The organism is Vreelandella olivaria (genome assembly GCF_023507745.1).
GTDB lineage: Bacteria > Pseudomonadota > Gammaproteobacteria > Pseudomonadales > Halomonadaceae > Vreelandella > Vreelandella olivaria_A.
Genome location: NZ_JALPZO010000119.1, coordinates 12795 through 36924 on the forward strand (window position 1 = coordinate 12795; position 24130 = coordinate 36924).

Consider the following 24130-nt stretch of genomic DNA (forward strand, 5'->3'; position numbering starts at 1 on the left):
GCAGTCACCGCTACTGACTAACCAGCGCTGATCGATTTGCCATTCCGATGAGTGAGTAACAGCACAGGAGTGTTCACTATGCCTACGTTCAACACCAATGAAATAACGCAACAATTCGATAACCTTTTTATGGCGCCTGTACGTGCTTATACAGCGCTCAGCATCGACTACTCTGAAAAGCTGCTGAATGCACAGCTAGAAGCTAACAAGGCTTATATAGATACCGGCATTGCCCAAGCACGCCAGTTACTCAGCATCAAAGACGCTGATGGCCTGCGCAGCTACATGGAAGGCCAGCAAAAAGTCGCCAAAGACCTTGCTGAACGCGTGAAAGGCGATGCGGATAAGGTAGTATCTTTACAGCAGGATTTTTTACAGAAAAGCCAAAAGCTGACAGAAGATAACGTTAAGCAAGCGCGCGCTGCCGCCACCAAAATGAGCAAAAGCGCCTAACAAAACTGCCTGCATCAACAAATAGTCACAAGCCCCCCGTCAGCCTGCTGGCGGGGGTGGTTTACCATTGTAGTGCGGATTTTACAAAAGGGATGGTGAGCTTTCGCTTGGCGGAAAGAGATGCCTTATCCAGGGTCTCCAACGCACGACACAATTCCCCTAACTCTCGCGGGCCTCGATGCAATATGTAACGCCCCACATCATCGGGAAGTTGCATACCTCGTACGTTAGCACGCAACTTTAATGCATCCAAACGCTCGTTATCGTCCAGTGGATGCAAATGAAAGGTAACCCCCCAGCTCAACCGGGACGCCAAATCCGGCAGCACCACCTCAAGCTGGCGAGGTGGCGCGTTGGAGGCGATGACCAGCGCCTTACCCGCATCGCGCAGGCGGTTAAACGCGTGAAATAGTGCCTCCTCCCAGCGTTTACGGCCTACGACATATTCCAGATCATCGATGGCCACTAAATCCAGCCGCTCAATATCTTCAAGCATCAAAGGCGGAAAATGGCCAAGATCAGCAAGCGGCAGGTAGAGCGCTCGTTTATCTTCGTCAGAGGCAGCGTGACACGCCGCCTGCAAAAGATGACTACGTCCGCTACCCGGTGCGCCCCATAAATAGACAAATGGTTCAGCACCCGGCTTCAACTGGCAGGTTAAGTACTCGACCAATGAAGCGTTAGCGCTTGAAGCATAGTAATTATTGAATGTCGCGTCATCGCGCAACCCTACTCCAAGCGGTAACTGTGCCGGCACTTGACTCATGATGACTCCCCTTCGTCGTGACGATCCAGCCCATCATGGTGTGGTTGGTGCTCTAATGAGCTTAACTCGGCGTCATACAGGGTACTGCTCTGATAACGCTCCTTCACCTCGCGTAAAAGGACCATGATGACAGCAGCAGCAGGAAGCGCCAATAATACGCCAGTCAGCCCAAAAAGGTTACCACCGGCCAGCACGGCAAAAATGACCGCCACAGGATGCAGGCCAATTTTATCGCCTAATAATTTGGGCTGGAGCACAACACTCTCTGCGACCTGGCCAATACTAAATACCGCCAGCACACCCAATAGTGCCCACCATGTATCAAATTGAAACAATGCAACAATAAGAGCAACCCCAAGCCCGACGATAAACCCCAGGAAGGGAACGATGCTGACCAGACCAGACACTACGCCTATCAGCAATCCAAAATTCAGCCCCATTACGGTTAAGCCCAGCGCGTAAATAATGCCCAGGCACAGCATCACCAACAGCTGACCACGCAAAAAAGCCGACAATACTTCGTCACACCGTTTTGCCAGGCGGGATGTATCGTCCACCCACTGGCGAGGGATAAGGTCAATGATGCTTGCCAGTAAGCGGTTCCAATCAAGCAGCAGGTAAAACGTTACCACCGGAATTAGCGCCACATAGGTAGCCCAGGTTGCAAACGCCATACCCGAACGGCCAATTTGGCCCAGAGCCTGGGCTAAATAACCACCGGCATCACGCCAGTTTTCAGCCAACGTTTCCTGAACGTTACCAAGTTCTGTGCGTAAATCGTAACCCGTCCACTCCAGCACTTGGGGCGCCAGAACATTCTCGACCCAGTCAAATACACTGGGAACCGCCTCCCCCAGTTGCTTTATCTGCTGAACAATCAGGGGAATAAAAATTAGCAAGCACAATACCAGCATCAGCAGCATCACTAAAAACACGCTGGATACTGCCAATGGACGCTTCATTCCCCATTGCTGAAACTTGTTGGCAAGTGGGTCTGCCAAATATGCGAGAATCATCCCAGCAATGAACGGCATGAGCATCGCATCCAGCAAATACACTATGCCCACCAGCCCTATCAATAAGACGACGCCCCACCACGAATTACGCATTCTGCATTTCTCCTTCCTGGATAGATAACCAGCGATCTTATGCTCTGAATAGTAACAAAAGTAACGCCTCTAGCCCCTGATAACACCACACACCGATGCGACTTGCGCCTCCGGGTGATACAATCCGCCCAGTTATTGCCCCAGCACTGGCCAATTCGCCAGCACTACCCGTACTGCTATAGGCTTCACAGGACCTGTCATGACCGAGACCTCCACTTCTCCGGCTACTCCTTCACTCAGCTATAAAGACGCAGGTGTCGATATTGATGCCGGTAACGCGCTGGTTGATCGCATTAAACACGTTGCCAAACGCACCACGCGCCCCGAAGTAATGGGCGGCCTTGGCGGCTTCGGTGCGCTTTGTGAGCTGCCTGCAGGCTATAAGCAACCGGTTCTGGTGTCTGGCACTGATGGCGTTGGCACTAAGTTACGTCTTGCCATGGACCTTGGCAAACATGACACGATCGGCATTGATCTCGTCGCCATGTGTGTTAATGACCTGATTGTTGCCGGGGCCGAACCACTGCTATTTCTTGACTACTATGCCACGGGTAAGCTGGATGTGGATATCGCAGCAGATGTAGTCACCGGTATTGGCGCAGGCTGTGAGCTGGCAGGTTGCGCGCTGGTCGGTGGTGAAACAGCTGAAATGCCCGGCATGTATGAAGGCAGCGACTACGATCTGGCAGGTTTCTGCGTTGGAGTCGTTGAGAAAGCCGATATTCTGGATGGCAGTAAAGTCGCCGAAGGTAATGTATTACTTGGCATGGCTTCTTCTGGCCCACACTCCAACGGCTATTCACTGATCCGCAAAATCCTGGAGGTGAGCGAAGTATCACTGGATGAGCAGATTGATGGTCAGCCACTGGGCGATGCCTTAATGGCACCTACCCGTATTTATGTCAAATCGCTGTTATCCATGATGCGGGGAACGGACATCCCGGTTCACGCACTCTCGCATATCACGGGTGGTGGTTTGCTGGAAAATATTCCCCGCGTACTTCCCAACACCCTGGCAGCGCACATAGACCTCACTACCTGGCAACGCCCGGAGATCTTTAACTGGCTGCAAGCCAAAGGCAATGTCGATGAAACAGAGATGCATCGCGTTCTAAATTGCGGTATCGGCATGGTGGTGGTGGTACCTGAAAGCCACGCTGAAGAAGCCATCTCGCACCTGCAAGCCCAAGGCGAGACCGTTTATCGGATCGGCCAGATTATCAAGCGCCAGGAAGAAGCCGTGGTGTTGGAGAATCTTCGCGCATGAGCAGCACCGACTACAATAGCGATACCCTTAACGATATGACTCCGGAGCCTGCAGGGGCCAGGCGCGTTGTCGTATTAATCTCTGGCAGCGGCAGCAATTTACAGGCGCTGATTGATGCCCAACAGCATGATCATCTTGGCGGCGAAGTTGTAGCGGTCATTTCCAACGAGCCCGATGCCTTTGGCCTGAAGCGCGCTCACGAAGCGGGCATTGAAGCAGTAGTGCTGCCCCATCGCGAATACGATAGCCGTGACGCTTATGACGGTGCACTAATCAAAGTCATTGAGCGCCACGAACCAGACCTTATAGTGCTGGCAGGCTTTATGCGGATCTTGACGCCCCGCTTCGTACAGCGCTTTTTGGGTAAGATGCTTAATATCCACCCATCGTTATTGCCTGCCTATCAGGGGCTGAACACCCATGCCCGGGCGCTGACTGATGGCGTTTCCCACCATGGCTGTAGCGTTCATTTCGTCACTGAAGAGCTGGATGGCGGGCCAGTGGTGCTTCAGGCGGAATTAAGCGTCGCCAGCGACGACACAGTGGAAACACTGAAAGAGAAAGTCCACGCCCGGGAGCATTTGATTTACCCTATCGCCGTCAGGTGGTTTCTGGAAGGTCGGCTGCAGTACACCGCTGAAGGAGCAACCATGGACGGCCATCCGCTACCACCTCAAGGCATGCGGCTTTCCCATGAAGATGCTGCCGAAGAGCTGGATGAGGATGTAGAAGCAAACTGATCACGGCTTACCAGTCGTATAAAAAAACGCCTTACTGTTCATAGCATGTAAGGCGTTTTTATTTGTCAGCATGGTGATATTAAGCAGTGGCTGTATCAAGCAGCATTAGGTACGCGGTAAGGTAACACCGCGCTGCCCCATATACTTTCCGCCACGGTCCTTATATGAAGTTTCGCATACTTCATCAGACTCAAGGAACAGCATTTGCGCCACACCTTCATGGGCATAAATTTTGGCCGGCAAATTGGTAGTGTTGGAGAATTCCAATGTCACATGCCCTTCCCACTCCGGCTCCAGAGGGGTCACATTGACAATAATGCCACAGCGCGCATAGGTGGATTTTCCCAGGCAGATAGTGAGCACATTGCGGGGAATACGGAAATATTCAACCGTACGTGCCAACGCAAAGGAATTGGGAGGGATAATACATACGTCCCCTTTCACATCAACAAAGCTTTTATCATCAAATGCCTTGGGGTCGACAACTGCCGAATGAATATTGGTAAATACCTTAAATTCATCCGCACAACGGACGTCATACCCGTAGCTGGAAGTGCCGTAGGAGATCACCCGCTGGTCGTTAACGTAGCGCACCTGCTCCGCTTCAAACGGCTCAATCATGGCATCGCTCTGTGCCATGCGACGAATCCACTTATCAGATTTAATACTCATCGGTTACTTCATCACTCGCTAAAAGAAATAGTGGGGCCATCATTTCCACTGGCACGCACGGACTGGGCTACCTGGCTGGCAATGTCAGCAAACGTTTGGCTGACCGGGCTATCCGGCTCGGAAATCACGCTGGGTCGGCCGGAATCGGCCAATTCCCGAATGGAAAGTGTCAGTGGTAAGCGGCCTAATACGCTCGTTTGGTACTCTTCTGCAATGCGCTCCCCCCCGCCGGTACCGAAAATTGCCGCCTCATGACCGCAGTTCTCACAGTGGTACAGGCTCATATTCTCGACTACCCCCAACACCGGCACATTAACTTTCTGGAACATCTCAATGCCCTTGCGTGCATCAAGCAGTGCAATATCCTGGGGAGTGGTAACAATGACAGCGCCTGAAACCGGTACCTTCTGGGCTAGCGTTAACTGAATATCGCCGGTTCCCGGTGGCATATCGATCAGCAGAAAATCGAGATTGTCCCATTGCGTTTGCGTCAACATTTGCTGGAACGCTCCCACTACCATAGGCCCCCGCCACACCATAGCGTCCCGAGGGTTAACCATAAAAGCCATCGACATCGCCTGAAGCCCATGCGCTTCCAATGGTAAAAATTTATTATCTGCCGTTGCCTGAGGCCGAACACCTTCCCTGACTCCCAACATCTGCGCCTGGCTTGGGCCATAAATGTCAGCATCCAGCACACCTACCCGATACCCTTGTGCCGATAGCGCCAGCGCCAGATTGACGGTGATCGTCGATTTACCGACGCCGCCCTTACCCGAGGCCACTGCCACAATATATTTAACCCCATCCATCAATGGCACTCCCATCATTTGCATCCGTTGTCAGCATGGGGTAGATGATACTCCTCAGGACAACAATCATAAACCAACTGCAAAAAAAGCGGATGCAGGGCTACCCTGTATCCGCTTCTTCATCCGCTGAGGTATGCTAAGTGGCGGAGGGATTAAACAGCAAATGCCATCCATCCCCGCTGTTCATTAGAGCATTATTACTGCTCGGCTTGCTCGTCATCGCCTTCTTCATCCTCCTCGCCCGCAAGCGTAGGCACTTCATCATTGGCGGCACTATCGACCTGCAGGCGCTCGTCAAGGGCTGAAAGTTCGCTACGCCACTCACCAAGCTGAGCTTCCAAACGTGCCAGTTGCGCTTCCCGTGCTTCAATATCGCTCTCAACATTGGCCACTTCTTCACGGCCAATATCCAACGCCACCATCAGGTCATCCATTTCCGTGCGTACCTGAGTTAAGCTCTGCTCCTCTTCTTCGCGCAGCTCGCTCAGTGAATCCACTTCACTCTGTATCGCATCACGCTCACTTGCAGCAGAATCCCGCTCGCTCTGAAGTTCTTCAAGTTCGCTTTCGGCCGCTGAAATCTCTTCTTCCAGTGCGGATAAACGCTCACTGGCTTCTTCAATCCGGGACTCAAGTGCAGAGAGCTCATCTTCAGCAACACTTAACTCTTCCACCGCCTGCTGACGCTCTTCCTCTGCTTGCTGACGAGCCGCTTCGGCTTCCTGGCGAGCACTGTCAGCGCTTTGGCGGGCTTCCTCTACTTGCTGAAGGCCTGCTTCAGCTTCATCACGATCACCCACCACTTGGTCGCGCTCATCCCGTAGCGCCTGTATATCACTCTCAGCACTCTCAAGCTGCTCATTAATGGCATCCACTTCTTCTTGGAGAGCATTACGCTGGGCTTCCAGCTCCTCAAGGCGGGACTCGACACTATTCACGTCGCTCTGAGCCGCTTCAAGGCTGGCTTGGGCCTGCGACTGCTGCTCTTCTAAAGAAGCCAGCTCTTCGTGCATGGCAGCCAGATCCGTATCGGCCTGCTCAACCTCCGCCAAGCGCTGACTCAGTTGGCTATTTTCCTGCTCTACGCTCGCCAGTTGACCTTCCAGCCTCTCTACACGATCCTTGTGAGTACCGGCATTCGATTGCGCCATAATGGCCCAAATAACCGCAATGGCGGCAATACCTGCGATACCTTTAACCCGATTATCCTGAAACAGGGTTTTTATATCCGGCTTGTGATACGGCTCCGGTTTGTCAGCGGGCGGTTGATGATCCGAGTGGTTTGCTTCTGACATGCTGCGTCCCTCTCTTTTTAGGCTACCGATACCAGCAGCGTTAGGAATTTTGAGCGTGCTTGCTCTTGGAGATCTTTCCTTACAAGCATACACAGCTAATGGCATCTAGCCAGTCTGCGAGTAAATTCAATGGCCTAATATCAGTGACGCTACTGTAATGGCGGAAAATGCTTACCATCCTGAAAGCCTAGCGCATCCCCCTGGTCCGCCTCAAACCATGAGAGCGAATCGTGTAACCGAACAACACCACCGATAATCAGTAGCGCAGGGGGATTAACATCACCAGAGTGGAAAGCAGGAGGGAGCTGCCGCAAAGTACCAATATGGGTGCGCTGCTGTTGCGTTGTACCTTGCTCAACCAGCGCCAAAGGTGTCAGAGGGTCCAAGCCATGGGCCATCAACTGCTGACAAATGTTCATCAGATTACCAAGCCCCATGTAAAACACCAGGGTCTCTCCAGGCTGTGCCAGTGCAGACCAGTTCAGGGTAGTCTCCCCCTGCTGTAAGTGTCCGGTGACGAAGCGAACCGACTGGGCGTGGTCACGATGGGTCAAAGGGATACCAGCGTATGCCGCACAACCGGATGCGGCGGTAATACCCGGTACCACTTCCACGCTGATACCGGCAGCCATTAGTGTTTCCAACTCTTCGCCTCCGCGACCAAAAATAAACGGATCGCCACCCTTTAACCGTACAACCCGCATACCCTGTGTCGCCCAGGTTATTAATGCCTGATTAATATCCTCCTGAGGTACGCTGTGGGATGAACGCACCTTACCGACATAAAACTTTGTCGCCGTAGAAGGTAACATGGCTAATACTTCATCACTTACCAGCCTATCGTAAACCACCACTTCCGCTGCCATCAGCCGTTTATACGCTTTAAGCGTTAACAGCTCGGGGTCACCGGGACCGGCACCTACCAGGCTGACCATTCCGTATCCGCTGGAGGCCAGTATATTCGTATTATCTTTTGGAACAGCTTTCACTCTGTCTTCTCCCAAGGGAAAACTCCAGAAATAAGAAAAACAGTTGATATACCGAAAAGTAATAAAATTTACTCATGGGCGCCAATATTTCTATATTGGTTACTTAAAATCCCTTTAAATTCTAAAAAAAAATTTATATATAAAAATTAATTATTAAAAAAGAGCAAATTGTCAGCAATAACTTACATCCCCATTACGCTTAAAGGGCTACCCTTCACGATTAACTTTAATAATGGCATACGTTTTGGAGATTCACGCATGCCCGTGAATGACATCATCCCTGTACCACAGAGTGCCGATTGCTTTATTCCCCAGATCCCTGGGGTAATTTTTCAATTCCACCGATCCCATAGTGGGCATATGCGCTTTCTCTACCTTGAAGGCGGTGGAGCTGCGTTAGAGTACATCGACCGGGAGCAGCTCTCCCAGGATGCCAGCCCCTTGATCAAACACTTAACCGGCAATGACCACCCTCAAATCATGTCAGCCATTGAGCGCTCTGCCCGTTGGATGCTGCCGCTAACAACCCGCTTCAGGTTGCCGTTTCCACAGGATAAACCTCACTGGATAGCGGTAAGCGCAAATCCTGAGCCAACCACAAGCGGAGTATGCTGGAGCGGTATTATGATGGATATCAGCGCTCAGGTATCAGAAGAACAACGGCTACGAAAGCTGTGTGATACTGATCCTCTGACCGGGTTACCAAACCGCCGCAAATTGATGGTTCATTTAACTCACCTTGCCTCACTCAGCGCTCGCCATGGCACGCCCTTGTCAATCATGATGATCGATATTGATCATTTTAAGCAATTCAATGATCAATGGGGGCACTTACAGGGAGACAGCGTACTTAAAGAGCTGGCCACACAAACCCAAGCGCTGTTGCGCTGCGAAGATATGGTGGCCCGGCTTGGTGGTGAGGAGTTTATGGTAGTGCTGCCGCTAACCCCTTTGCAGCAGTGTCATAAGCTTGCTGACCGACTCCGCGACGCAATTGCGAATTACGATTTTGGGATAGGATCCGGCCATGTAACCCTTAGCATTGGTGTTGCCGAATATCGTTGTGGCGAGCCGCTCGTCAGTTTGATTGAACGCGCTGACCAGGCACTGTATAGCGCTAAAGACGTTGGCCGTGACTGCGTGCGCCTTCTACCTTAAATAGATAAAGAAAGGAGATAGGCCATGTCACGTCTAGCACAAACATCTTGCGAACCGTGTAGCGGTAACGCTATACCGCTCAGTTATAGTGCATGCCAACAGCATCTTCAGACGCTTCCAGAGTGGCAGATTATCGAGCACGATGGCATCATGAAGCTGACGAGACACTTTACGTTTCGTGACTTTGCCAACGCGATGGCATTTTCCCAGCGCATTGGTGATTTAGCAGAGCAGGCTGGCCATCACCCCGTGATTATCACCCAATGGGGTAAAGCCACCGTGACGTGGTGGTCCCACGAAATCAAGGGCCTGCATCTTAATGACTTCATTCTTGCCGCCAGAACCGACGAGGTAGCCGAATAAATGTTTGAGCATATTGAGCGAGTCCCTGGAGATGCCATTCTCGGGCTGATCGAAGCTTTCAAAAAAGACACCAATCCTCAAAAAGTGGATTTGGGTGTGGGTGTATACCGCGATTCGCAAGGCAATACGCCGGTAATGCGCGCCGTCAAGGAAGCGGAAGCTCGCCTGCTCAAGAACGAAACCACCAAGACCTATATTGGCTCTCATGGTGCACCTGCTTATGGAGAAGCGGTTCTTCCCCTCGTACTTGGCGCAAGCTCCCCGGTCCTCGAAGCCAATCGCGCCAGCGCGACACAGTCTCCGGGCGGCACCGGCGCGCTTCGCCTAGCAGCAGATTTTGTGGCCAGTCAAATGCCTGGCAAAGGCATTTGGGTCAGCGACCCCACATGGCCAAACCACCACGGTATTTTCACCTCGGCAGGCATCAAACTTCACAAGTACCCCTATGTTGATGCCGACAACCGCCTTGATTTCGCTGGCATGCTCGCCGCATTGAAAAAGATTCCCGAAGGCGATGTTGTTGTGCTTCACGCCTGCTGCCACAACCCCACCGGGTTTGATCTTTCCAACGAACAGTGGCAGGAGGTGGTGGAGGTACTCCAGGATCGTAAACTGTTACCGCTGGTCGACTTTGCCTACCAAGGCTTTGGCGAAGGCCTGGACGAAGACGCCTATGGCGTGCGCCTATTGTCTGAAAAGCTGGATGAAGTCATCATCACCAGCTCATGTTCCAAAAACTTCGGCATCTATTGCGAACGCACTGGCTGTTTGATCATGGTCGCCAGGAATGCCGAGCAAATGGAGAATGTTCGCTCTCAAGTAGCGATCGTCGCGCGTGAAAACTACTCCAATCCCCCCGCACATGGCGGCGCGATTGTAAGTGAGATTTTGCACGATGCCGAACTTTCCGCAATCTGGCGTGAAGAGCTGACGGAAATGCGTGACCGTATTAATACACTGCGCCGTGATTTCGTGGAAGCCCTGAAACCCTATGGGTTAGACCAGAAGTACGCCTGCGTGGCCGAACAACGCGGCATGTTCTCCTATACCGGTTTAACACCTGAACAGGTAGACCGCCTACGTGCTGAATTCGGTATTTACATGGTGCGCTCTGGCCGTGCCAATGTGGCGGGTTTCTCCCATGAGAACCTCCCCTACCTCGCCAAGGCCATCGCTATGGTTAACGAATAACCGTTAGCAAGGCTATCGAAACGCCCAGGCAATGCGCCTGGGCGTTTTCGTCAAGTATTAGCTTCCCACCTGCCGATGCGGGCGGGACAAGATACGCCGCAGTAGCACCCATGCGGTCAAACCTGCCAATATGTTGCCCACCGCTGCCCCAGCAGCCAAACCAATCCACCCGTAAAGTTGCGCGCCCAGCCAGAGGCAAGGCAAGTAACAAATGAATAGCCTGGCACTGGACAGCAGCATGGCGCGTAGTGGCCAGCCCAGGGCATTGCCCGCCGATACAACCAGCATACATACGCCAAGCGCAGCATAACTGGGCAACAGGAAACGGATCAGCAGTGTCAGTTCACCCTGAACCTCAGGATTACCGGCCAGCACCATTGCCAACCAGGGTGCCCCCAAAGCCAGAAGCACGCCCAGGCTCAATTGCCATATCACAGCCACCTTGAGTGCCAAACTCATCACTTGCTGTATCTGCCCCCAGTCACCAGCACCATAGCAGCGTCCAAGCCAGGGGGGGAGCGACATCGTTAAAGCCAATATCGCCATCAATGAGAGGGTTTCCAGGCGGCTTGCCAGCCCCCAGGCCGCAACCTGAGCATCTCCCAGCCCCGCAACTGTAGAAATCGCCAGCATAGCCGCCAGGGGAGGCATTAATTGACTGACCATAGCAGGCGCGGCGATCCCCATAAAGGGACGCCAGGAGCGCAGGCTCTCTTGCCAGCCCCCCTCTTTAGCAACCCATTGACGATGAACAAGCTGCCTACCGGTTATTAAAAGGCCTGTTGAAAAGGCAACAACGGTTGCCCAGGCAGCCCCTGGTAATCCCCAGCCGTCCCAAGGGCCAACGCCAAAAATGAATAGTGGATCGAGCACTAAATTAATAAGGCTGCTCAGCACCATTATTTTACCCGGTGTTCGTGTGTCACCATGGGCACGAAACACGCTATAGATGAAATACAACAGTGCGCCCAGCCAAGCGGAAAATAGCTGGGGCCCCCAGTAACTGCGGATATACCCCAGCGCATTATCATCAGCGCCAATCAACTGAAATATCGGCACCTGAAGCAACCAGAGCGCAACGACCAGCCCTCCTATCACTCCTCCCCCTGCCACCAATACCAGACTACTTAATCGCCTGGCGCGCGCCTGTTCATCAGCGCCCAGCGCGCGCGAGATCAGTGCCGCGATGGCAATTCCCATCCCAACCTGAATGCCGATAATCAAGAAGGATAACGGAAAGGTAAACGACTGAGCGGCCAGCGGTGCCGTACCTAATCGCGCGATAAAGGCGCTATCAACAAGCTGAAAACCCAATAGTGCCAACACGCCAATGGCCATGGGCCATGTTTGCCGCCATAAGGTTACTACCAACTCGCGTTGTTGCATCACAGCTGCCAAAAAAAACTCCTTAACAAAGCGTAAAAAATGGCACTAATATAAGTGCCACTAACGCAAAAGCGCCACCACCCCGGTTAGGGGTGGTGGCGCTTTTAAAGTAGGCCAGACTTACTGACGAATACCTTCAAATGTCACGTAAAGCTCCAGCTCATGCATGGACTCAGGGAAATCGCTCATATCAATCCCGAAATCGCTAAGGGTCAGCATGGTGCTGCCTTCAAAACCTGCACGGTAGTTGCCCCAGGGATCTTCACCTTCACCCATCAGGGTGACCGGCATTTCAATTTCCTGGGTTTCACCGTGTAGCGTCAGGTCACCCGTTACCACCCCTTCATTGTCACCGGTTGATTCAAACCCGGTAGACGTAAAGGTTGCAGTGGGATACTCGCTGGCATTCAAAAAATCACTGCTCAGGAAGTGGCGGTCACGCTCAGCATGATTAGTATTCAGGCTGTTAACCTGTACTTCCATTTCAACGGATGAAGCGTCTACATCATCCGCGTCATAGGAAAACTGACCATCAAACTCTTCAAACGTACCAAGAATATAAGAAAAGCCCAGGTGATTGATTTTGAACTGCACAAACGCGTGCTGACCTTCTGTATCAATCTGGTAATCAGCGGCTTGAGCCTGGCTTAGCGGCACCAGTGCAGCTGCAGCAATCGCAGAAGCAAACGCAGTTTTCTTTAACATATTGGAAGTCTCCTTTCTTTCCCTAGTAGACACCACGATGGCTTCTCTCCACCCTCGCAGCATGCAAAAAACTTAATCTTGTTTCTGGCTGTAGGCCGGATTCACCATACGCACCAACGTCGCATGGCGATTGTGCCAATGATGCTTGATGGCGGCCAAAGCATGGCCTGCTGCCAGTAGCATTAACACAATGGCGCTATACCAGTGAATATCGCCAGCCAGACTTGCCTGGTTAGGTAAACCGTGCAGTACTGCCGGAACATCAAACCAACCAAAAACGCTAATTCCTCTGCCGTTAGCAGTAGAAATTAAATAGCCGCTAACTATCACCAAGAGTAGTACAACGTAAAGTCCTATGTGTCCCACATGCGCAGCCAGCCTTTCCAGACGACTACCCTCGGCTTCCGGCGTGGGCTGGATAAGACGCCATACGATGCGGGCTACGGTGGCAAATAACAGAAGCACACCTATTGAGCGGTGAATCCAGGGTGCCTGATTATACCATGGATCGTAATAGCCCAGCCCCGTCATCCACCAGCCCAACACAAACAGCCCAATGATGGTAACGGCACTCAACCAGTGAAACAGAATACTAATGACACCCCAACCACTTCGCGTGTTCCGCCACATCCGTTTATTCCCCGTCATAACACTGCGTAGGACACATCACTTGATGAAAACCTGACTAGCCACGCCAGACAACTCTTTACCGTTAATTTACGTCTATTAACAGCATACCCTGTGAAGCATGGAATGACCGCTGAAAAAAGCAGAATACACCATTCGTAAAAACCGTTGATTACATTACAAGCGTCAACAGCCTGCCATAAAAAAACCGGCCATCAACGATGACCGGTCAAGCAAGGCATTGCAGTGCGAGGTCAACGAGTGGCCAGGGCATCCAGGCCGCGGGCGAGGTCCCGCTGAATATCCGCCTGACTCTCCAGGCCTACTGCCACGCGTATTAACCCTGGAGCAATTCCTGCGGCCTCTTTCTGCTCCTCGGACAGTCTGCCATGGGTCGTCGTGGCCGGGTGGGTGATAGTTGTCTTTACGTCACCTAAATTACCCGTTATGGAAAGCATCTGTGTTGCATCAATAACCCTCCAGGCCCCCTCCTGCCCGCTTTTCACTTCAAACCCGAGCACCGCACCAAAACCTTGCTGTTGGCGTTTTGCCAGAGAGTGCTGAGGATGAGATTCAAGACCGCTGTAATACACCTTATTGACTGCGGGGTGTTGATCAAGCCAGCGTGCCAGCGTAAGTGCATTCTCGCAGTGCGCCTTCATGCGCAGCGAAAGGGTCTCTAATCCTTTGGTAAAAATCCACGCATTGAAAGGGCTAAGACAAGGGCCGCACGTACGCACCACACCGAAAACCTCTTCCAATACGTCGTGCCTGCCAACCACTGCACCACCAATCGCTCGCCCCTGTCCATCCAAATACTTAGTGGCTGAGTGAATAACCAAATCAGCCCCCAAAGCAATGGGCTGCTGAAGCGCAGGGGTCAAAAAGCAGTTATCGATGGCCAGTAGTGCACCACTGCGCTTTGCCAGGGCTGCCAACGCAGGGATATCTGCCACTTCAGAGAGAGGATTAGACGGTGTTTCAGCAAAAAGCAGCCGGGTATTGGGTGTTACCGAGGCTTCCCAGGCGTCTAAATTCGATAATTCAACGTAGCGGGTGGTAATACCAAATTTACCAAGGTACTTATCGAACAGGCTGACCGTCGAGCCAAACAGCGAGCGTGAGGCCACAATTTCATCACCCGCAGACAGCAGTGCCAACGCCGTTGATAAAATAGCCGCCATACCTGAGCTGGTGGCTACACAACGCTCTCCTCCCTCAAGCGCTGCCAAGCGGCGCTCAAAGGTATGAACCGTCGGGTTAGTGAACCGCGAATACACATTACCCGGCTCTTGCCCACCGAACTTGCGTGCGGCCTCAGCAGCGCTTTCATAAACAAAACTTGAGGTTGGAAAGATAGGCTCAGAGTGCTCTTGTTCAAACGTGCGATGGTGACCTGCACGAATTGCCAGTGTTTCTAACGACCACTCATCCTGTGGGCTATCATCATGCATGGCAGAATACCTTATTCAAAAACATCAATGTCATGGCTAGTCGTCAAGATCGTCATCATCTTGATTATGCATATCTACCAGCGCATGATCACCGGCACTTTGGTCTTTCGCCGCATCGTTGCGACTTGCCTCCAAAACAGCCAGGTAGGCGTCATCGATGTCACCGGTGACGTAGTTGCCATCAAAAACGGAGCAGTCAAACGCTTCCATTTCCGGGTTAACTTCCCGGCAGGCATTTTTCAGGTCTTCCAGGTCCTGATAGAAGATTCGATCTGCACCGATCAATTGCCCCACTTCATCTTCGGTGCGGCCATGGGCAATAAGCTCGGTGGCGGCAGGCATATCGATACCATATACATTGGGGTAGCGTACCGGCGGCGCCGCGGAGGCAAAGTAAACCTTACGTGCCCCGGCATCCCGGGCCATCTGAATAATTTGTTTACAGGTGGTACCGCGAACAATGGAGTCATCCACCAGCAAAACGTTTTTACCTTTGAACTCCACATCAATGGCGTTCAACTTTTGACGCACTGATTTTTTACGCTGGGTTTGCCCCGGCATGATAAAGGTGCGACCGATGTAACGGTTTTTCATAAACCCTTCACGGTAGGTCACGCCAAGATGTTGAGCCATTTCCAGTGCCGAAGTACGCGAGGTATCTGGAATGGGGATTACCACATCGATATCGTGATCGGGCCACTCATTAAGAATGCGATCACCCAGTTTGCGCCCCATTTGCATACGTGTTCCATAAACGTAGGCGCCATCCAGAATCGAATCCGGGCGAGCCAGATACACGTGTTCAAAAATGCACGAACGCAATTGTGGTCGGTCTGCGCACACCTGTGTATGCACCTGCCCCTGCATATCAACAAAAATCGCCTCACCGGGCGCCAGGTCACGCTCCAGTTCAAAGCCACCCACATCCAGCGCGACAGATTCAGAGGCAATCATGACCTCTTGCCCATCGGCATCCTGGCGCGTACCGAACACCACCGGGCGAATACCAAAGGGGTCACGGAATGCCACCATACCAAAGCCGTTGATGATCGCGACCGCCGCGTAGCCGCCTTTGCAGCGTCGGTGGACTCTACGCACCGCATCAAAAATATCTTCTGCTTCCAGGTGCAGCCCCTGCTTGCCTAATTCATGGGCAAACACGTTAAGCAGCACTTCCGAATCTGAGCTGGTGTTGATATGACGAAGATCGGTCGAGAATAGCTCCTGCTTCAACTGCTCGGAGTTCGTCAGGTTACCGTTGTGTGCAAGCGCAATACCGTAAGGAGAGTTGACATAAAACGGCTGAGACTCTGCTTCACTTGAAGAGCCTGCTGTAGGATAACGTACGTGGCCGATGCCCAGGTTACCTTTTAAGCGAGCCATATGGCGGGTATGAAATACATCACGAACCAGCCCATTACTCTTGCGCAGTAAGAAGCGTCCCTCGCTCCAGGTCATCATGCCGGCAGCGTCCTGACCCCGATGCTGAAGTACGGTCAGGGCATCATAGATTCCCTGATTTACCGCCTGCTTGGCCAGAAGGCCCACAATACCGCACATTCCAGTTACCTCGCTTTAGTGCCATGGCTTACCGAGGCAAGCCCGTACGTTCATCCAACTTATATAAGCCTAAGCTGCTTGAGGCAGCGCAAGCATTTGCAAAAGCGTATTGCGTACTACTCACCATCAGGGGTAATACGTAAATGTTGTGGGACAGGCTCTTGTCTGGCGCGAATATCCGGAAGCGAAATATCGCGTAGCGACTCCGGCGCCTGGGGTAGCTCCCGCTCCCACTGGTCAAGTTGACTGACCGTCCAGTCCCTAAGCTCAATAAAGGTGGGTCGCAGTGCCGCCTGCTGCCAGGCTTGCAACTCTGCCAGGGGAGTTAATGTAATCAGCACAGTAGCCACTAACAAAATCACCGCGCCACGCGCAACCCCAAAGGCCGCGCCAGCGAAGCGGTTTAACAACCCCATGCCGACCCACTCAACCGCCGCGTGCACCAAACGAATAACAATGCCACACAGCAAAATAACGGCAAAAATCACCAGAATGAACGCCAATACCAAGCGGGCATCGAAGTTTTCAATAAAGCCGCTCATTAAATCCGCCACCGGCTCAGCGAGCACTCGGGCAACCATTAATGCCACCACCCAGGCAGCAAGCCCTAGTGCTTCTCTAACCAACCCACGCACAAAGCCAGCAAGCATCGAAAGTGCGAGTACCGCCAGGAAAAGCGCGTCTATCCAGGTAAGCGCCATGGTTTAATCTCTTACTCTCACTAGCAAGCCCTGCACATTGGCACGCTGTTTAATCAGTGCCATGGCGGCCTCACCATCTTCCGAGGTCGCATAAGGGCCAACATAGACAGTGGTCAGATTGTTATCCCGTTCGCGCTGGTAGGTGCTAAATCCTTCGCCGGTAAGTTGCTCACTCAAACGCTGGGCATTGGCTACATCGCCAAAGCTTCCCACCTGTATGGCCCATTCCCCTTGCTGGCTGGCAGTGGGAGCAGTTGAACTAGCACCAGCGTTAGACGAGCCAGAGCCAGAGGAGGTATTGCCACGGGTGTTGGCAGCAACAATTTCAGCGATGGGATCATCAGTCACTGGCGTACTCTCCTCCACCGGCTCTTGGGGTGCCGGAGCGGCTTCACCAGAGGATGCAACCTGATCAGTGTCCGGCTGGCGGGGATTCGCATCAATCGGCGTACTGATCACACCGTCACCTTGAAGCGGCTCTGATGGCGGAGGCGTATTAATCGTTAACGGCATTTCCGGTGCCGGTACGTTCTGGCGATCCACCTGCACAGGCTGCTCAATAACAAAGGTGGGCTGTGGGCGCTCTTCCCGGGGAGCAGGATCACTCATTAGCCACGGCACAAAGATCGCCAGTAGCGCGAGCAAGATCACAATACCACTGATGCGTTCCGTTTTACCGTATTTCATATCCTTCTCCATCAGCCCTGGTGAGCACAAAGATCAGGCCTGTTAGGCTTGCGGCAGTGGGTTTGCCAAGAGCGCCGCAACTGTAAAAAACGACCCGGTGGCCAGCACACGGTCATTGGGCATTAGTCGCTCAGCCATGGCAGATATGCCAGCTTCAGGGGTGTCTGCACAATAATGAACCCGGCCACCACGGGCGGTAATACGTTCTGCCAGTTCGGCTGCTGACCGACCGCGTTCTCCCTCCAGCGTGACACATACCCAATCGGTAATCTTTGGCAGCAGGGCATCAATCACCCCATCAGCGTCTTTATCATTAAGCATACCAATGAATGCCCATTGACGACCGCCATCAGGTGGCAATGGCAGGTGCCTTGCCACATACTCAGCCGCATGAGGGTTATGCCCCACATCCAGACACCACTGCCCTACCCACTGCATCCGCCCAGGAAGCGTGACATGATGAAGTGCATCGCAGCATGCCCCAGGCTTTAATTTGACCCCTGTCAGCGTCAGCGCTTGCAACGCCGTGGCAGCATTATCAATCGGCAGCCCCGGATCGGGAAGAGCATCCAGTGAAATAGTATCGCCCTCCACCGTCAGACCATGCCAGCACCATGCTCCTCCCACTCCATCTTGCACTTCAGCACTGCCTGAGTGGTCAATAGAAGCGCTATGACTAAAGCCGATCCCGAGCCGATAAACCGTAGCGGCCATTGCAATCGCCGTCTCTGGAACGCTCATGGGCAACGACTGGCTTCCCAGCACCGCAGGTTTCAGCGGACGGAAAATCCCCGCTTTTTCACGGCCAATCTGCTCGATATCGCTGGTGAGATAATTGGCATGATCCAAAGCAATCGTGGTAACAACGCTGACGTCGGCATCAATAATATTGACCGCATCCAAACGCCCACCCAGCCCCACTTCAAGCAGCGCCACATCCAGATCGGCCTGCGCCAGACACCAGAGCGCACAGAGCGTACCTGCCTCAAAATATGTCAGGCTTATTTCAGGCATCTGAAGCCGGGCCACTTCCACTTCACTAAAGCCTGATATGAGCTGCTGGTCACTGGCCTCCTGGCCGTTGATCGTGACACGCTCGTTATATCGCAATAAATGGGGGGATGTGTAGGTACCTGCTCGCAGGCCGTGCGCACGGGCAACGGCATCCATCATGGCAAGGGTAGACCCCTTGCCATTCGTGCCTGCAACCGTAATCACATGCTTGGCAATGGGGCGATCCAGCAGCCCCATCCGCTTTGCCACCTGGGACACCCGCTCAAGCCCCATGTCAATCCCTACGGGGTGCAGGGTTTCAAGATAGTGTAGCCAATCGGCTAAAGACTTAGGCATTGCGTGTCGAGTCGTCGCTCTTGGCTGTGCTGGCCTCACTGTTTATATCGGTGGGGGTAACACCTTCCGCCGAATCAGCAACCAGTTCCTCATCCACTAAAGGCTCGGCAACCTCAGCGCCTTCAAGGATGCTATCGTCAACCGGCATTGCGCTGTGGTGGGTTAGCTTGCGCAGTACCCCCCCCACTCGGGTGCGCATTTCATGGCGATGAACGATCATATCCACCGTGCCGTGCTCCAGCAGAAACTCACTGCGCTGGAAACCTTCGGGCAGCGTTTCGCGGACGGTTTGCTCGATAACCCGCGGTCCCGCAAAGCCAATCAATGCATTGGGTTCAGCGATATTCAGATCACCCAGCATCGCCAGTGATGCAGACACACCACCAAATACCGGGTCAGTCAGCACGGAAATGTAAGGTACACCGGCCTGTTTGAGCTTTTCCAAAGCAGCGGAGGTTTTCGCCATCTGCATTAGCGAGAACAGCGCTTCCTGCATACGCGCACCACCAGAGGCGGCGAAACATACCAGCGGGATACGCTCTTCAAGCGCAATGGTGGCAGCGCGAACAAACTTCTCACCCACCACGGCCCCCATGGAGCCACCCATAAAGGTAAACTCAAATGCAACAGCAACCACAGGCAGGCCATCCAACTCACCACGCATCGCCACTAGCGCATCCTTCTCGCCAGTATCTTTCTGCGCAGCCGTCAGGCGGTCCTTATACTTTTTAGAGTCGCGGAATTTGAGGCGGTCATGGGGCTCAATATCAGCCGCTACCTCTTCGCGCCCCTGTTTATCCAGGAACCAGTCCAGGCGTTTGCGCGCAGTCAAGCGCAAGTGGTGGTTACACTTAGGGCAGACGCTATGATGCTTCTCCAACTCCGGCAAATAGAGAACCGCTTCACACTTGGGACATTTACGCCAGAGACCGTCGGGCACGCTAGCGCGACGATCTTTACGCTGGATACGCCCCATTGAGGGCACGATCTTGTCTAACCAGCTCATATCAAAAAGGCTTCCGTATACGTCAATGCCTGGCAGAGCCAAGCTTGATGAGTGTCGTCAATCAATTCAGTGTAGACGATGGGGGACATGCTCTAGGCATCCATTGCTGTGCGCATTTCAGCCAATACGCTTTTTAGCTGGCCAGCAATGGTTTCAGGCGTATCAACGCTTTCAGCAATGCGGCTGACGAGTGCGCTACCCACGATGACGCCGTCGGCCACTTTAGCCACCTCCGCCGCCGTGACGCCATCGCGAATACCGAAGCCTACACACAGGGGCAGATCGGTCATTTCACGCAACGGTGCCAAATGTTCAGCCACATCCTCAGCGTTCAGTGTCGCGGCACCTGTCACGCCTTTAAGCGAAACATAATAAAGGTACCCCTCACCATGGGCGCATATTGTAGCGGCTCGAACGCTGGAAGTGGTAGGTGCAACGAGGAAAATTGCCGCTAAGCCACGCGCTTTTAATAGCGGACCTAACTCTTCTGCCTCTTCTGGCGGCATATCCACCACCAGAACACCATCAACACCGACCTTTGCCGCTTTATCAGCAAAGATCTCATAACCGATCCGCTCAATAGGATTCAAATAGCCCATCAGCACGACAGGCGTGGTGGTGTCGGATTGGCGAAACTCAGCCACCATATCGAGCAGGTCCACTAGCCGGGTGCCTTGTTTCAGAGCCCGCTCACAGGCTTTTTGAATCACGGGGCCATCCGCCATGGGGTCGGAAAATGGTACGCCCAACTCAATGACATCTGCCCCCGCCTCTACCAGGGCATGCATAAAGCCAACGGTGTACTGTGGCGCGGGGTCACCTGCCGTGATGTAGGGAATCAAAGCCTTCCGGCCCTGCTGTTTTAGCTCAGAAAAACGCTGGTCGATGCGATTCATGCTTGCCCTTAAAACTCAGTGCCATCAATTTTAGCCACTGTCATGATGTCTTTGTCACCACGACCGGAAAGATTGACCACGATGTGCTGGTCAGGCCGCATTGTTGGCGCTAACACTTTCGCGTGCGCAAGCGCATGGGCAGACTCAAGGGCTGGCATAATACCTTCCATCCGGGTCAACTCACGGAAAGCTTCCAACACCTCTTTATCGTTGGCGGTCACATAGCTAACCCGGCCAACATCTTTCCAGAGCGCATGCTCGGGACCAACCCCCGGATAGTCCAGGCCAGCAGAGATCGAGTGGGTATCAGATACCTGGCCCGCTTCATCCGACATTAAATAAGTCCGATTACCATGCAGTACGCCGCGAGGGGCATTAGAGGCCAGGGGGGCTGCGTGGCGGCCAGTATCAACGCCATCGCCACCGGCTTCAACCCCGTACATCGCCACAGCATCATCCTGCACAAATGGGTAGAACAGGCCAATCGCATTCGAACCACCGCCCACACATGCCACCAGCGCATCGGGCAAGCGGCCAATTTGCTCCAGTGATTGACGGCGCGCTTCACGCCCTACCACAGCATTAAAGTCACGCACCAGTTGAGGATACGGATGAGGGCCAGCTACCGTGCCGATAATATAGAAGGTGGTATCAACATTGGTAACCCAATCGCGTAGCGCTTCGTTCATGGCATCTTTAAGCGTCCGGGTACCAGACTCCACGGGTATTACCCTGGCGCCTAATAAGCGCATGCGGTAAACATTCAGCTTCTGACGCTCAACGTCTTTCGCCCCCATATAGACATCGCATTCAAGCCCCAGCCGGGCGGCAACGGTTGCCGTGGCAACACCATGCTGGCCTGCCCCGGTCTCAGCAATAACCCGTGGCTTGCCAGCTTTTTTGGCCAGTAAGGCCTGGCCAATCGTGTTATTAACCTTATGCGCGCCGGTATGGTTCAAATCTTCACGTTTAAGCCATATCTGTGCACCACCCAGTGATTTGGACCATCGCTCAGCATGGTATAACGGCGACGGACGACCTACGTAATGGGCAAGATCACGATCAAACTCAGCCTGGAACTCACGATCATCGCGCAGACTATGGTAGGTCTGCTCCAACTCTTCCAGAGCGAAGCTCAGTGTCTCTGACACAAAACGGCCACCATAAGGGCCAAAATGACCACGGGCATCCGGCATCCGGGTCAGGTCGCTGAACCTTGTTTTAATAACAGTTTCAGACACACCAGTTGCTGAGATAGTCACAGGGGTACCTCACAAGATCGCCAGAACAGGCAAATAAAAATGAACTTATTACAGACGCAGTACGCCTTCAGACAAACGACACAGCACGTTATCAGGTCTCAGCCAACGCCACCTGACGAATAAAGAATGCCATTGAATCGGCATCTTTACAGCCATGGGATGCCTCGATTCCACCTGAAACATCAATGGCATAGGGTGCAACCTGCTTAACAGCTACGGCAACATTATCAGCTGTCAGTCCGCCAGCGAGGATAACAGGTTTTGCCAGCGTTGCGGGAATTCTTGACCAATCAAAGGTTTCGCCTGTCCCCCCAGGTATTCCTGGCCGGTAGGCATCCAATAATAACGCCTGCGACTGACCATATTCGTCTGCCGCCTGGTGAAGATCAATGCCATCACGCATACGCAATGCCTTGATCCAGGGTCGCCCAAACTGCTGGCAAAACGAGGCAGGTTCATCACCATGAAACTGGATAAGGTCCAAGTGTGGCAAGCACTGCTCAATAAATTCAGCCGACTGGTTCACAAACAGCCCTACCCGGGTGACAAACGCCGGCACAGCTGCAGCCAGCACCTCCAATTGCTGAACCGATACGCTACGGGCGCTTTGAGGCCACATCACAAAGCCCAGTGCATCAACACCTAATGCAACGGCGGCCTTAACGTCTTCATGACGCGTAAAACCGCAAAACTTCACTCGTGTACGTGCCTGTCTAATGCTCAAGAAGAGGCCTCCTGCTGCGGTGCAACATGCTTTTTGAAGGTCAGATTACGCCTTGCCGTCACCCGTGGGCTCTCTGGCAACACCCTCTCACCTGTCCATTCACCGGTAAATGCGAGCAGGTTAGGCCCCAGTGGCTCCTGGGGGAGCGCAAAACGCTCATCATAAATGGAGTCAACAAAGTGCAGGCCACATGCAGGGGCGGTTACATCCCCTTTACGACGGTTTCTCAGCTCAAGCAGGTGCTTGATGTAACTCTCATCTTTCACACCACGCCCTACACTGACCAGCGCCCCGGCAATATTACGAATCATATGGTGCAAAAAGGCATTGCCTTGAATATCAATGACCACCAATGGACCGTAACGTTTCACTTCTACAAAGTGCATTTGTCGCCAGGGTGTTTTCGACTGGCATCCCGCCGCCCTGAAACTGGTGAAATCATGTTCACCGACCAACGCCTGGGCAGCTCTATGCATTGCACCCGCATCCAGCGGGTCGCGACACCAGGTAACATTGTTGCGCTCCAAAACCGGGCGACTGATCTGGTTGAGCAATATATAGCGATAGCGGCGTGCCAGCGCACCAAGGCGGGAGTGGAAATCATCGGAAACGGGCTTTACCCAGCGAATCGCAACATCTCTGGGCAGGTTGGTATTGGCGCCAAAAATCCAGGCTTTTTCAGTACGCTTTACTGGCGGGTCAAAGTGAATCACCTGACGAGTCGCATGTACGCCAGAGTCGGTACGCCCACTGGCATGAATACGCACCGGGGCTCCGGCGACTTTTTCCAGGGCATCTTCAACCGCCTGCTGAATAGAGGCTGCGTGCTTTAAGCGCTGAAAACCGCAAAAGCGGGAACCATCGTATTCGACTCCCATCGCCAGGCGGCCTGACAGCGGTTGCGTTTCATCAAAGTGGTAGAACAAGGTCATTAAGCCACATCGTCTGGGATGTTAA

The 24130-nt window shown here is 53.1% G+C and carries 25 protein-coding genes; 6 read left to right on the forward strand and 19 right to left on the reverse strand.

Translation table 11 applies throughout. The features are described from left to right. Positions 1-78: 78 nt before the first annotated feature. Positions 79-453, forward strand: coding sequence for a phasin family protein (locus HP566_RS12200; RefSeq protein WP_249977540.1), 375 nt, complete (start codon positions 79-81; stop codon positions 451-453). Between the two features lie 61 nt (positions 454-514). Here HP566_RS12200 and hda read toward each other — a convergent pair whose 3' ends face one another. Then, entirely contained in the window at positions 515-1219 is a 705-nt protein-coding gene (gene hda / locus HP566_RS12205) for a DnaA regulatory inactivator Hda (protein WP_249977541.1), read from the reverse strand. Next, positions 1216-2328, reverse strand: a complete 1113-nt coding sequence (locus HP566_RS12210) for an AI-2E family transporter (RefSeq protein WP_249977542.1) — start codon at positions 2326-2328, stop codon at positions 1216-1218. Before HP566_RS12210 ends, hda begins: the two co-directional genes overlap by 4 nt. A 199-nt stretch (positions 2329-2527) precedes the next feature. On the opposite strand from HP566_RS12210, the gene purM reads away from it, so the two are divergent. Next, positions 2528-3595 (forward strand): phosphoribosylformylglycinamidine cyclo-ligase, encoded by a 1068-nt coding sequence (gene purM, locus HP566_RS12215; RefSeq protein WP_249977543.1) that lies wholly within the window; start codon positions 2528-2530, stop codon positions 3593-3595. Continuing rightward, positions 3592-4335, forward strand: a complete 744-nt coding sequence (gene purN / locus HP566_RS12220; protein WP_249977544.1) for a phosphoribosylglycinamide formyltransferase — start codon at positions 3592-3594, stop codon at positions 4333-4335. Before purM ends, purN begins: the two co-directional genes overlap by 4 nt. Before the next feature lie 105 nt (positions 4336-4440). Here purN and dcd read toward each other — a convergent pair whose 3' ends face one another. From dcd to cobA, 4 genes are all read right to left on the reverse strand, one after another. Continuing rightward, positions 4441-5007, reverse strand: coding sequence for a dCTP deaminase (dcd, locus tag HP566_RS12225; RefSeq protein WP_249977545.1), 567 nt, complete (start codon positions 5005-5007; stop codon positions 4441-4443). Positions 5008-5018: 11 nt separating this feature from the next. Continuing rightward, positions 5019-5819 carry an iron-sulfur cluster carrier protein ApbC gene (apbC, locus tag HP566_RS12230; RefSeq protein ID WP_249977546.1) on the reverse strand — a complete coding sequence of 267 codons (801 nt, stop codon included), beginning with the start codon at positions 5817-5819 and terminating at the stop codon, positions 5019-5021. A gap of 197 nt (positions 5820-6016) precedes the next feature. Then, positions 6017-7114: a kinesin gene (locus tag HP566_RS12235; RefSeq protein WP_249977547.1), complete on the reverse strand. Its 1098-nt coding sequence runs from the start codon at positions 7112-7114 to the stop codon at positions 6017-6019. Between the two features lie 149 nt (positions 7115-7263). Continuing rightward, a complete protein-coding gene (gene cobA / locus HP566_RS12240) occupies positions 7264-8049 on the reverse strand; it encodes a uroporphyrinogen-III C-methyltransferase (protein ID WP_249977571.1) in 786 nt (261 codons plus the stop codon). Between the two features lie 312 nt (positions 8050-8361). Between cobA and HP566_RS12245 the strand changes: the two genes are divergently transcribed. The 3 genes from HP566_RS12245 to HP566_RS12255 are packed head-to-tail and all read left to right on the forward strand — an operon-like array spanning position 8362 to position 10815. Further along, positions 8362-9261 (forward strand): GGDEF domain-containing protein, encoded by a 900-nt coding sequence (locus HP566_RS12245; protein WP_249977548.1) that lies wholly within the window; start codon positions 8362-8364, stop codon positions 9259-9261. Positions 9262-9285: 24 nt separating this feature from the next. Then, a complete protein-coding gene (locus HP566_RS12250) occupies positions 9286-9624 on the forward strand; it encodes a 4a-hydroxytetrahydrobiopterin dehydratase (protein ID WP_249977549.1) in 339 nt (112 codons plus the stop codon). Further along, positions 9625-10815, forward strand: a complete 1191-nt coding sequence (locus HP566_RS12255) for an aromatic amino acid transaminase (protein WP_249977550.1) — start codon at positions 9625-9627, stop codon at positions 10813-10815. Positions 10816-10872: 57 nt separating this feature from the next. Here HP566_RS12255 and HP566_RS12260 read toward each other — a convergent pair whose 3' ends face one another. From HP566_RS12260 to truA, 13 genes are all read right to left on the reverse strand, one after another. Further along, the gene (locus HP566_RS12260) at positions 10873-12201 is read right to left on the reverse strand and encodes an MATE family efflux transporter (protein ID WP_425348194.1); all 1329 of its coding nucleotides are present in this window, start codon (positions 12199-12201) and stop codon (positions 10873-10875) included. Positions 12202-12321: 120 nt separating this feature from the next. Further along, positions 12322-12906, reverse strand: coding sequence for a YceI family protein (locus tag HP566_RS12265; protein ID WP_249977552.1), 585 nt, complete (start codon positions 12904-12906; stop codon positions 12322-12324). 72 nt (positions 12907-12978) lie between these two features. Next, positions 12979-13536 carry a cytochrome b gene (locus HP566_RS12270; protein WP_249977553.1) on the reverse strand — a complete coding sequence of 186 codons (558 nt, stop codon included), beginning with the start codon at positions 13534-13536 and terminating at the stop codon, positions 12979-12981. 251 nt (positions 13537-13787) lie between these two features. Then, the gene (locus HP566_RS12275; protein ID WP_249977554.1) at positions 13788-14987 is read right to left on the reverse strand and encodes an O-succinylhomoserine sulfhydrylase; all 1200 of its coding nucleotides are present in this window, start codon (positions 14985-14987) and stop codon (positions 13788-13790) included. A gap of 36 nt (positions 14988-15023) precedes the next feature. Further along, positions 15024-16547: an amidophosphoribosyltransferase gene (purF, locus tag HP566_RS12280; RefSeq protein ID WP_249977555.1), complete on the reverse strand. Its 1524-nt coding sequence runs from the start codon at positions 16545-16547 to the stop codon at positions 15024-15026. A 116-nt stretch (positions 16548-16663) separates the two neighbouring features. Continuing rightward, the gene (locus HP566_RS12285; RefSeq protein ID WP_249977556.1) at positions 16664-17248 is read right to left on the reverse strand and encodes a CvpA family protein; all 585 of its coding nucleotides are present in this window, start codon (positions 17246-17248) and stop codon (positions 16664-16666) included. A 3-nt stretch (positions 17249-17251) separates the two neighbouring features. Continuing rightward, entirely contained in the window at positions 17252-17935 is a 684-nt protein-coding gene (locus HP566_RS12290) for an SPOR domain-containing protein (RefSeq protein ID WP_249977557.1), read from the reverse strand. A gap of 42 nt (positions 17936-17977) precedes the next feature. Continuing rightward, positions 17978-19285, reverse strand: a complete 1308-nt coding sequence (gene folC, locus HP566_RS12295; RefSeq protein ID WP_249977558.1) for a bifunctional tetrahydrofolate synthase/dihydrofolate synthase — start codon at positions 19283-19285, stop codon at positions 17978-17980. After that, the gene (gene accD, locus HP566_RS12300; RefSeq protein WP_249977559.1) at positions 19278-20291 is read right to left on the reverse strand and encodes an acetyl-CoA carboxylase, carboxyltransferase subunit beta; all 1014 of its coding nucleotides are present in this window, start codon (positions 20289-20291) and stop codon (positions 19278-19280) included. The genes folC and accD overlap by 8 nt, the downstream gene beginning before the upstream one ends. A 92-nt stretch (positions 20292-20383) precedes the next feature. Continuing rightward, the gene (trpA, locus tag HP566_RS12305; protein ID WP_249977560.1) at positions 20384-21187 is read right to left on the reverse strand and encodes a tryptophan synthase subunit alpha; all 804 of its coding nucleotides are present in this window, start codon (positions 21185-21187) and stop codon (positions 20384-20386) included. 8 nt (positions 21188-21195) lie between these two features. Continuing rightward, positions 21196-22449, reverse strand: coding sequence for a tryptophan synthase subunit beta (gene trpB, locus HP566_RS12310; RefSeq protein ID WP_425348192.1), 1254 nt, complete (start codon positions 22447-22449; stop codon positions 21196-21198). A 91-nt stretch (positions 22450-22540) separates the two neighbouring features. Further along, complete coding sequence (locus HP566_RS12315; protein ID WP_249977561.1) at positions 22541-23173, reverse strand: phosphoribosylanthranilate isomerase; 633 nt, start codon at positions 23171-23173, stop codon at positions 22541-22543. Next, positions 23170-24105, reverse strand: coding sequence for a tRNA pseudouridine(38-40) synthase TruA (gene truA, locus HP566_RS12320; protein ID WP_249977562.1), 936 nt, complete (start codon positions 24103-24105; stop codon positions 23170-23172). The genes HP566_RS12315 and truA overlap by 4 nt, the downstream gene beginning before the upstream one ends. Positions 24106-24130 lie beyond the last annotated feature (25 nt).

Bases quoted from the DNA above. Each gene is read 5' to 3' on its own strand.
- purM (WP_249977543.1), top strand. From the start codon at position 2,528: ATGACCGAGACCTCCACTTCTCCGGCTACTCCTTCACTCAGCTATAAA.
- dcd (WP_249977545.1), bottom strand. From the start codon at position 5,007: ATGAGTATTAAATCTGATAAGTGGATTCGTCGCATGGCACAGAGCGAT.
- HP566_RS12260 (WP_425348194.1), bottom strand. From the start codon at position 12,201: ATGCAACAACGCGAGTTGGTAGTAACCTTATGGCGGCAAACATGGCCC.
- trpA (WP_249977560.1), bottom strand. From the start codon at position 21,187: ATGAATCGCATCGACCAGCGTTTTTCTGAGCTAAAACAGCAGGGCCGG.
- HP566_RS12285 (WP_249977556.1), bottom strand. From the start codon at position 17,248: ATGGCGCTTACCTGGATAGACGCGCTTTTCCTGGCGGTACTCGCACTT.
- HP566_RS12255 (WP_249977550.1), top strand. From the start codon at position 9,625: ATGTTTGAGCATATTGAGCGAGTCCCTGGAGATGCCATTCTCGGGCTG.
- purF (WP_249977555.1), bottom strand. From the start codon at position 16,547: ATGTGCGGTATTGTGGGCCTTCTGGCCAAGCAGGCGGTAAATCAGGGA.
- HP566_RS12275 (WP_249977554.1), bottom strand. From the start codon at position 14,987: ATGCATGATGATAGCCCACAGGATGAGTGGTCGTTAGAAACACTGGCA.
- HP566_RS12250 (WP_249977549.1), top strand. From the start codon at position 9,286: ATGTCACGTCTAGCACAAACATCTTGCGAACCGTGTAGCGGTAACGCT.
- folC (WP_249977558.1), bottom strand. From the start codon at position 19,285: ATGCCTAAGTCTTTAGCCGATTGGCTACACTATCTTGAAACCCTGCAC.
- purN (WP_249977544.1), top strand. From the start codon at position 3,592: ATGAGCAGCACCGACTACAATAGCGATACCCTTAACGATATGACTCCG.
- HP566_RS12270 (WP_249977553.1), bottom strand. From the start codon at position 13,536: ATGTGGCGGAACACGCGAAGTGGTTGGGGTGTCATTAGTATTCTGTTT.
- truA (WP_249977562.1), bottom strand. From the start codon at position 24,105: ATGACCTTGTTCTACCACTTTGATGAAACGCAACCGCTGTCAGGCCGC.
- apbC (WP_249977546.1), bottom strand. From the start codon at position 5,819: ATGGATGGGGTTAAATATATTGTGGCAGTGGCCTCGGGTAAGGGCGGC.
- HP566_RS12200 (WP_249977540.1), top strand. From the start codon at position 79: ATGCCTACGTTCAACACCAATGAAATAACGCAACAATTCGATAACCTT.
- accD (WP_249977559.1), bottom strand. From the start codon at position 20,291: ATGAGCTGGTTAGACAAGATCGTGCCCTCAATGGGGCGTATCCAGCGT.
- HP566_RS12290 (WP_249977557.1), bottom strand. From the start codon at position 17,935: ATGAAATACGGTAAAACGGAACGCATCAGTGGTATTGTGATCTTGCTC.
- cobA (WP_249977571.1), bottom strand. From the start codon at position 8,049: ATGGTCAGCCTGGTAGGTGCCGGTCCCGGTGACCCCGAGCTGTTAACG.
- HP566_RS12265 (WP_249977552.1), bottom strand. From the start codon at position 12,906: ATGTTAAAGAAAACTGCGTTTGCTTCTGCGATTGCTGCAGCTGCACTG.
- HP566_RS12235 (WP_249977547.1), bottom strand. From the start codon at position 7,114: ATGTCAGAAGCAAACCACTCGGATCATCAACCGCCCGCTGACAAACCG.
- HP566_RS12245 (WP_249977548.1), top strand. From the start codon at position 8,362: ATGCCCGTGAATGACATCATCCCTGTACCACAGAGTGCCGATTGCTTT.
- hda (WP_249977541.1), bottom strand. From the start codon at position 1,219: ATGAGTCAAGTGCCGGCACAGTTACCGCTTGGAGTAGGGTTGCGCGAT.
- HP566_RS12210 (WP_249977542.1), bottom strand. From the start codon at position 2,328: ATGCGTAATTCGTGGTGGGGCGTCGTCTTATTGATAGGGCTGGTGGGC.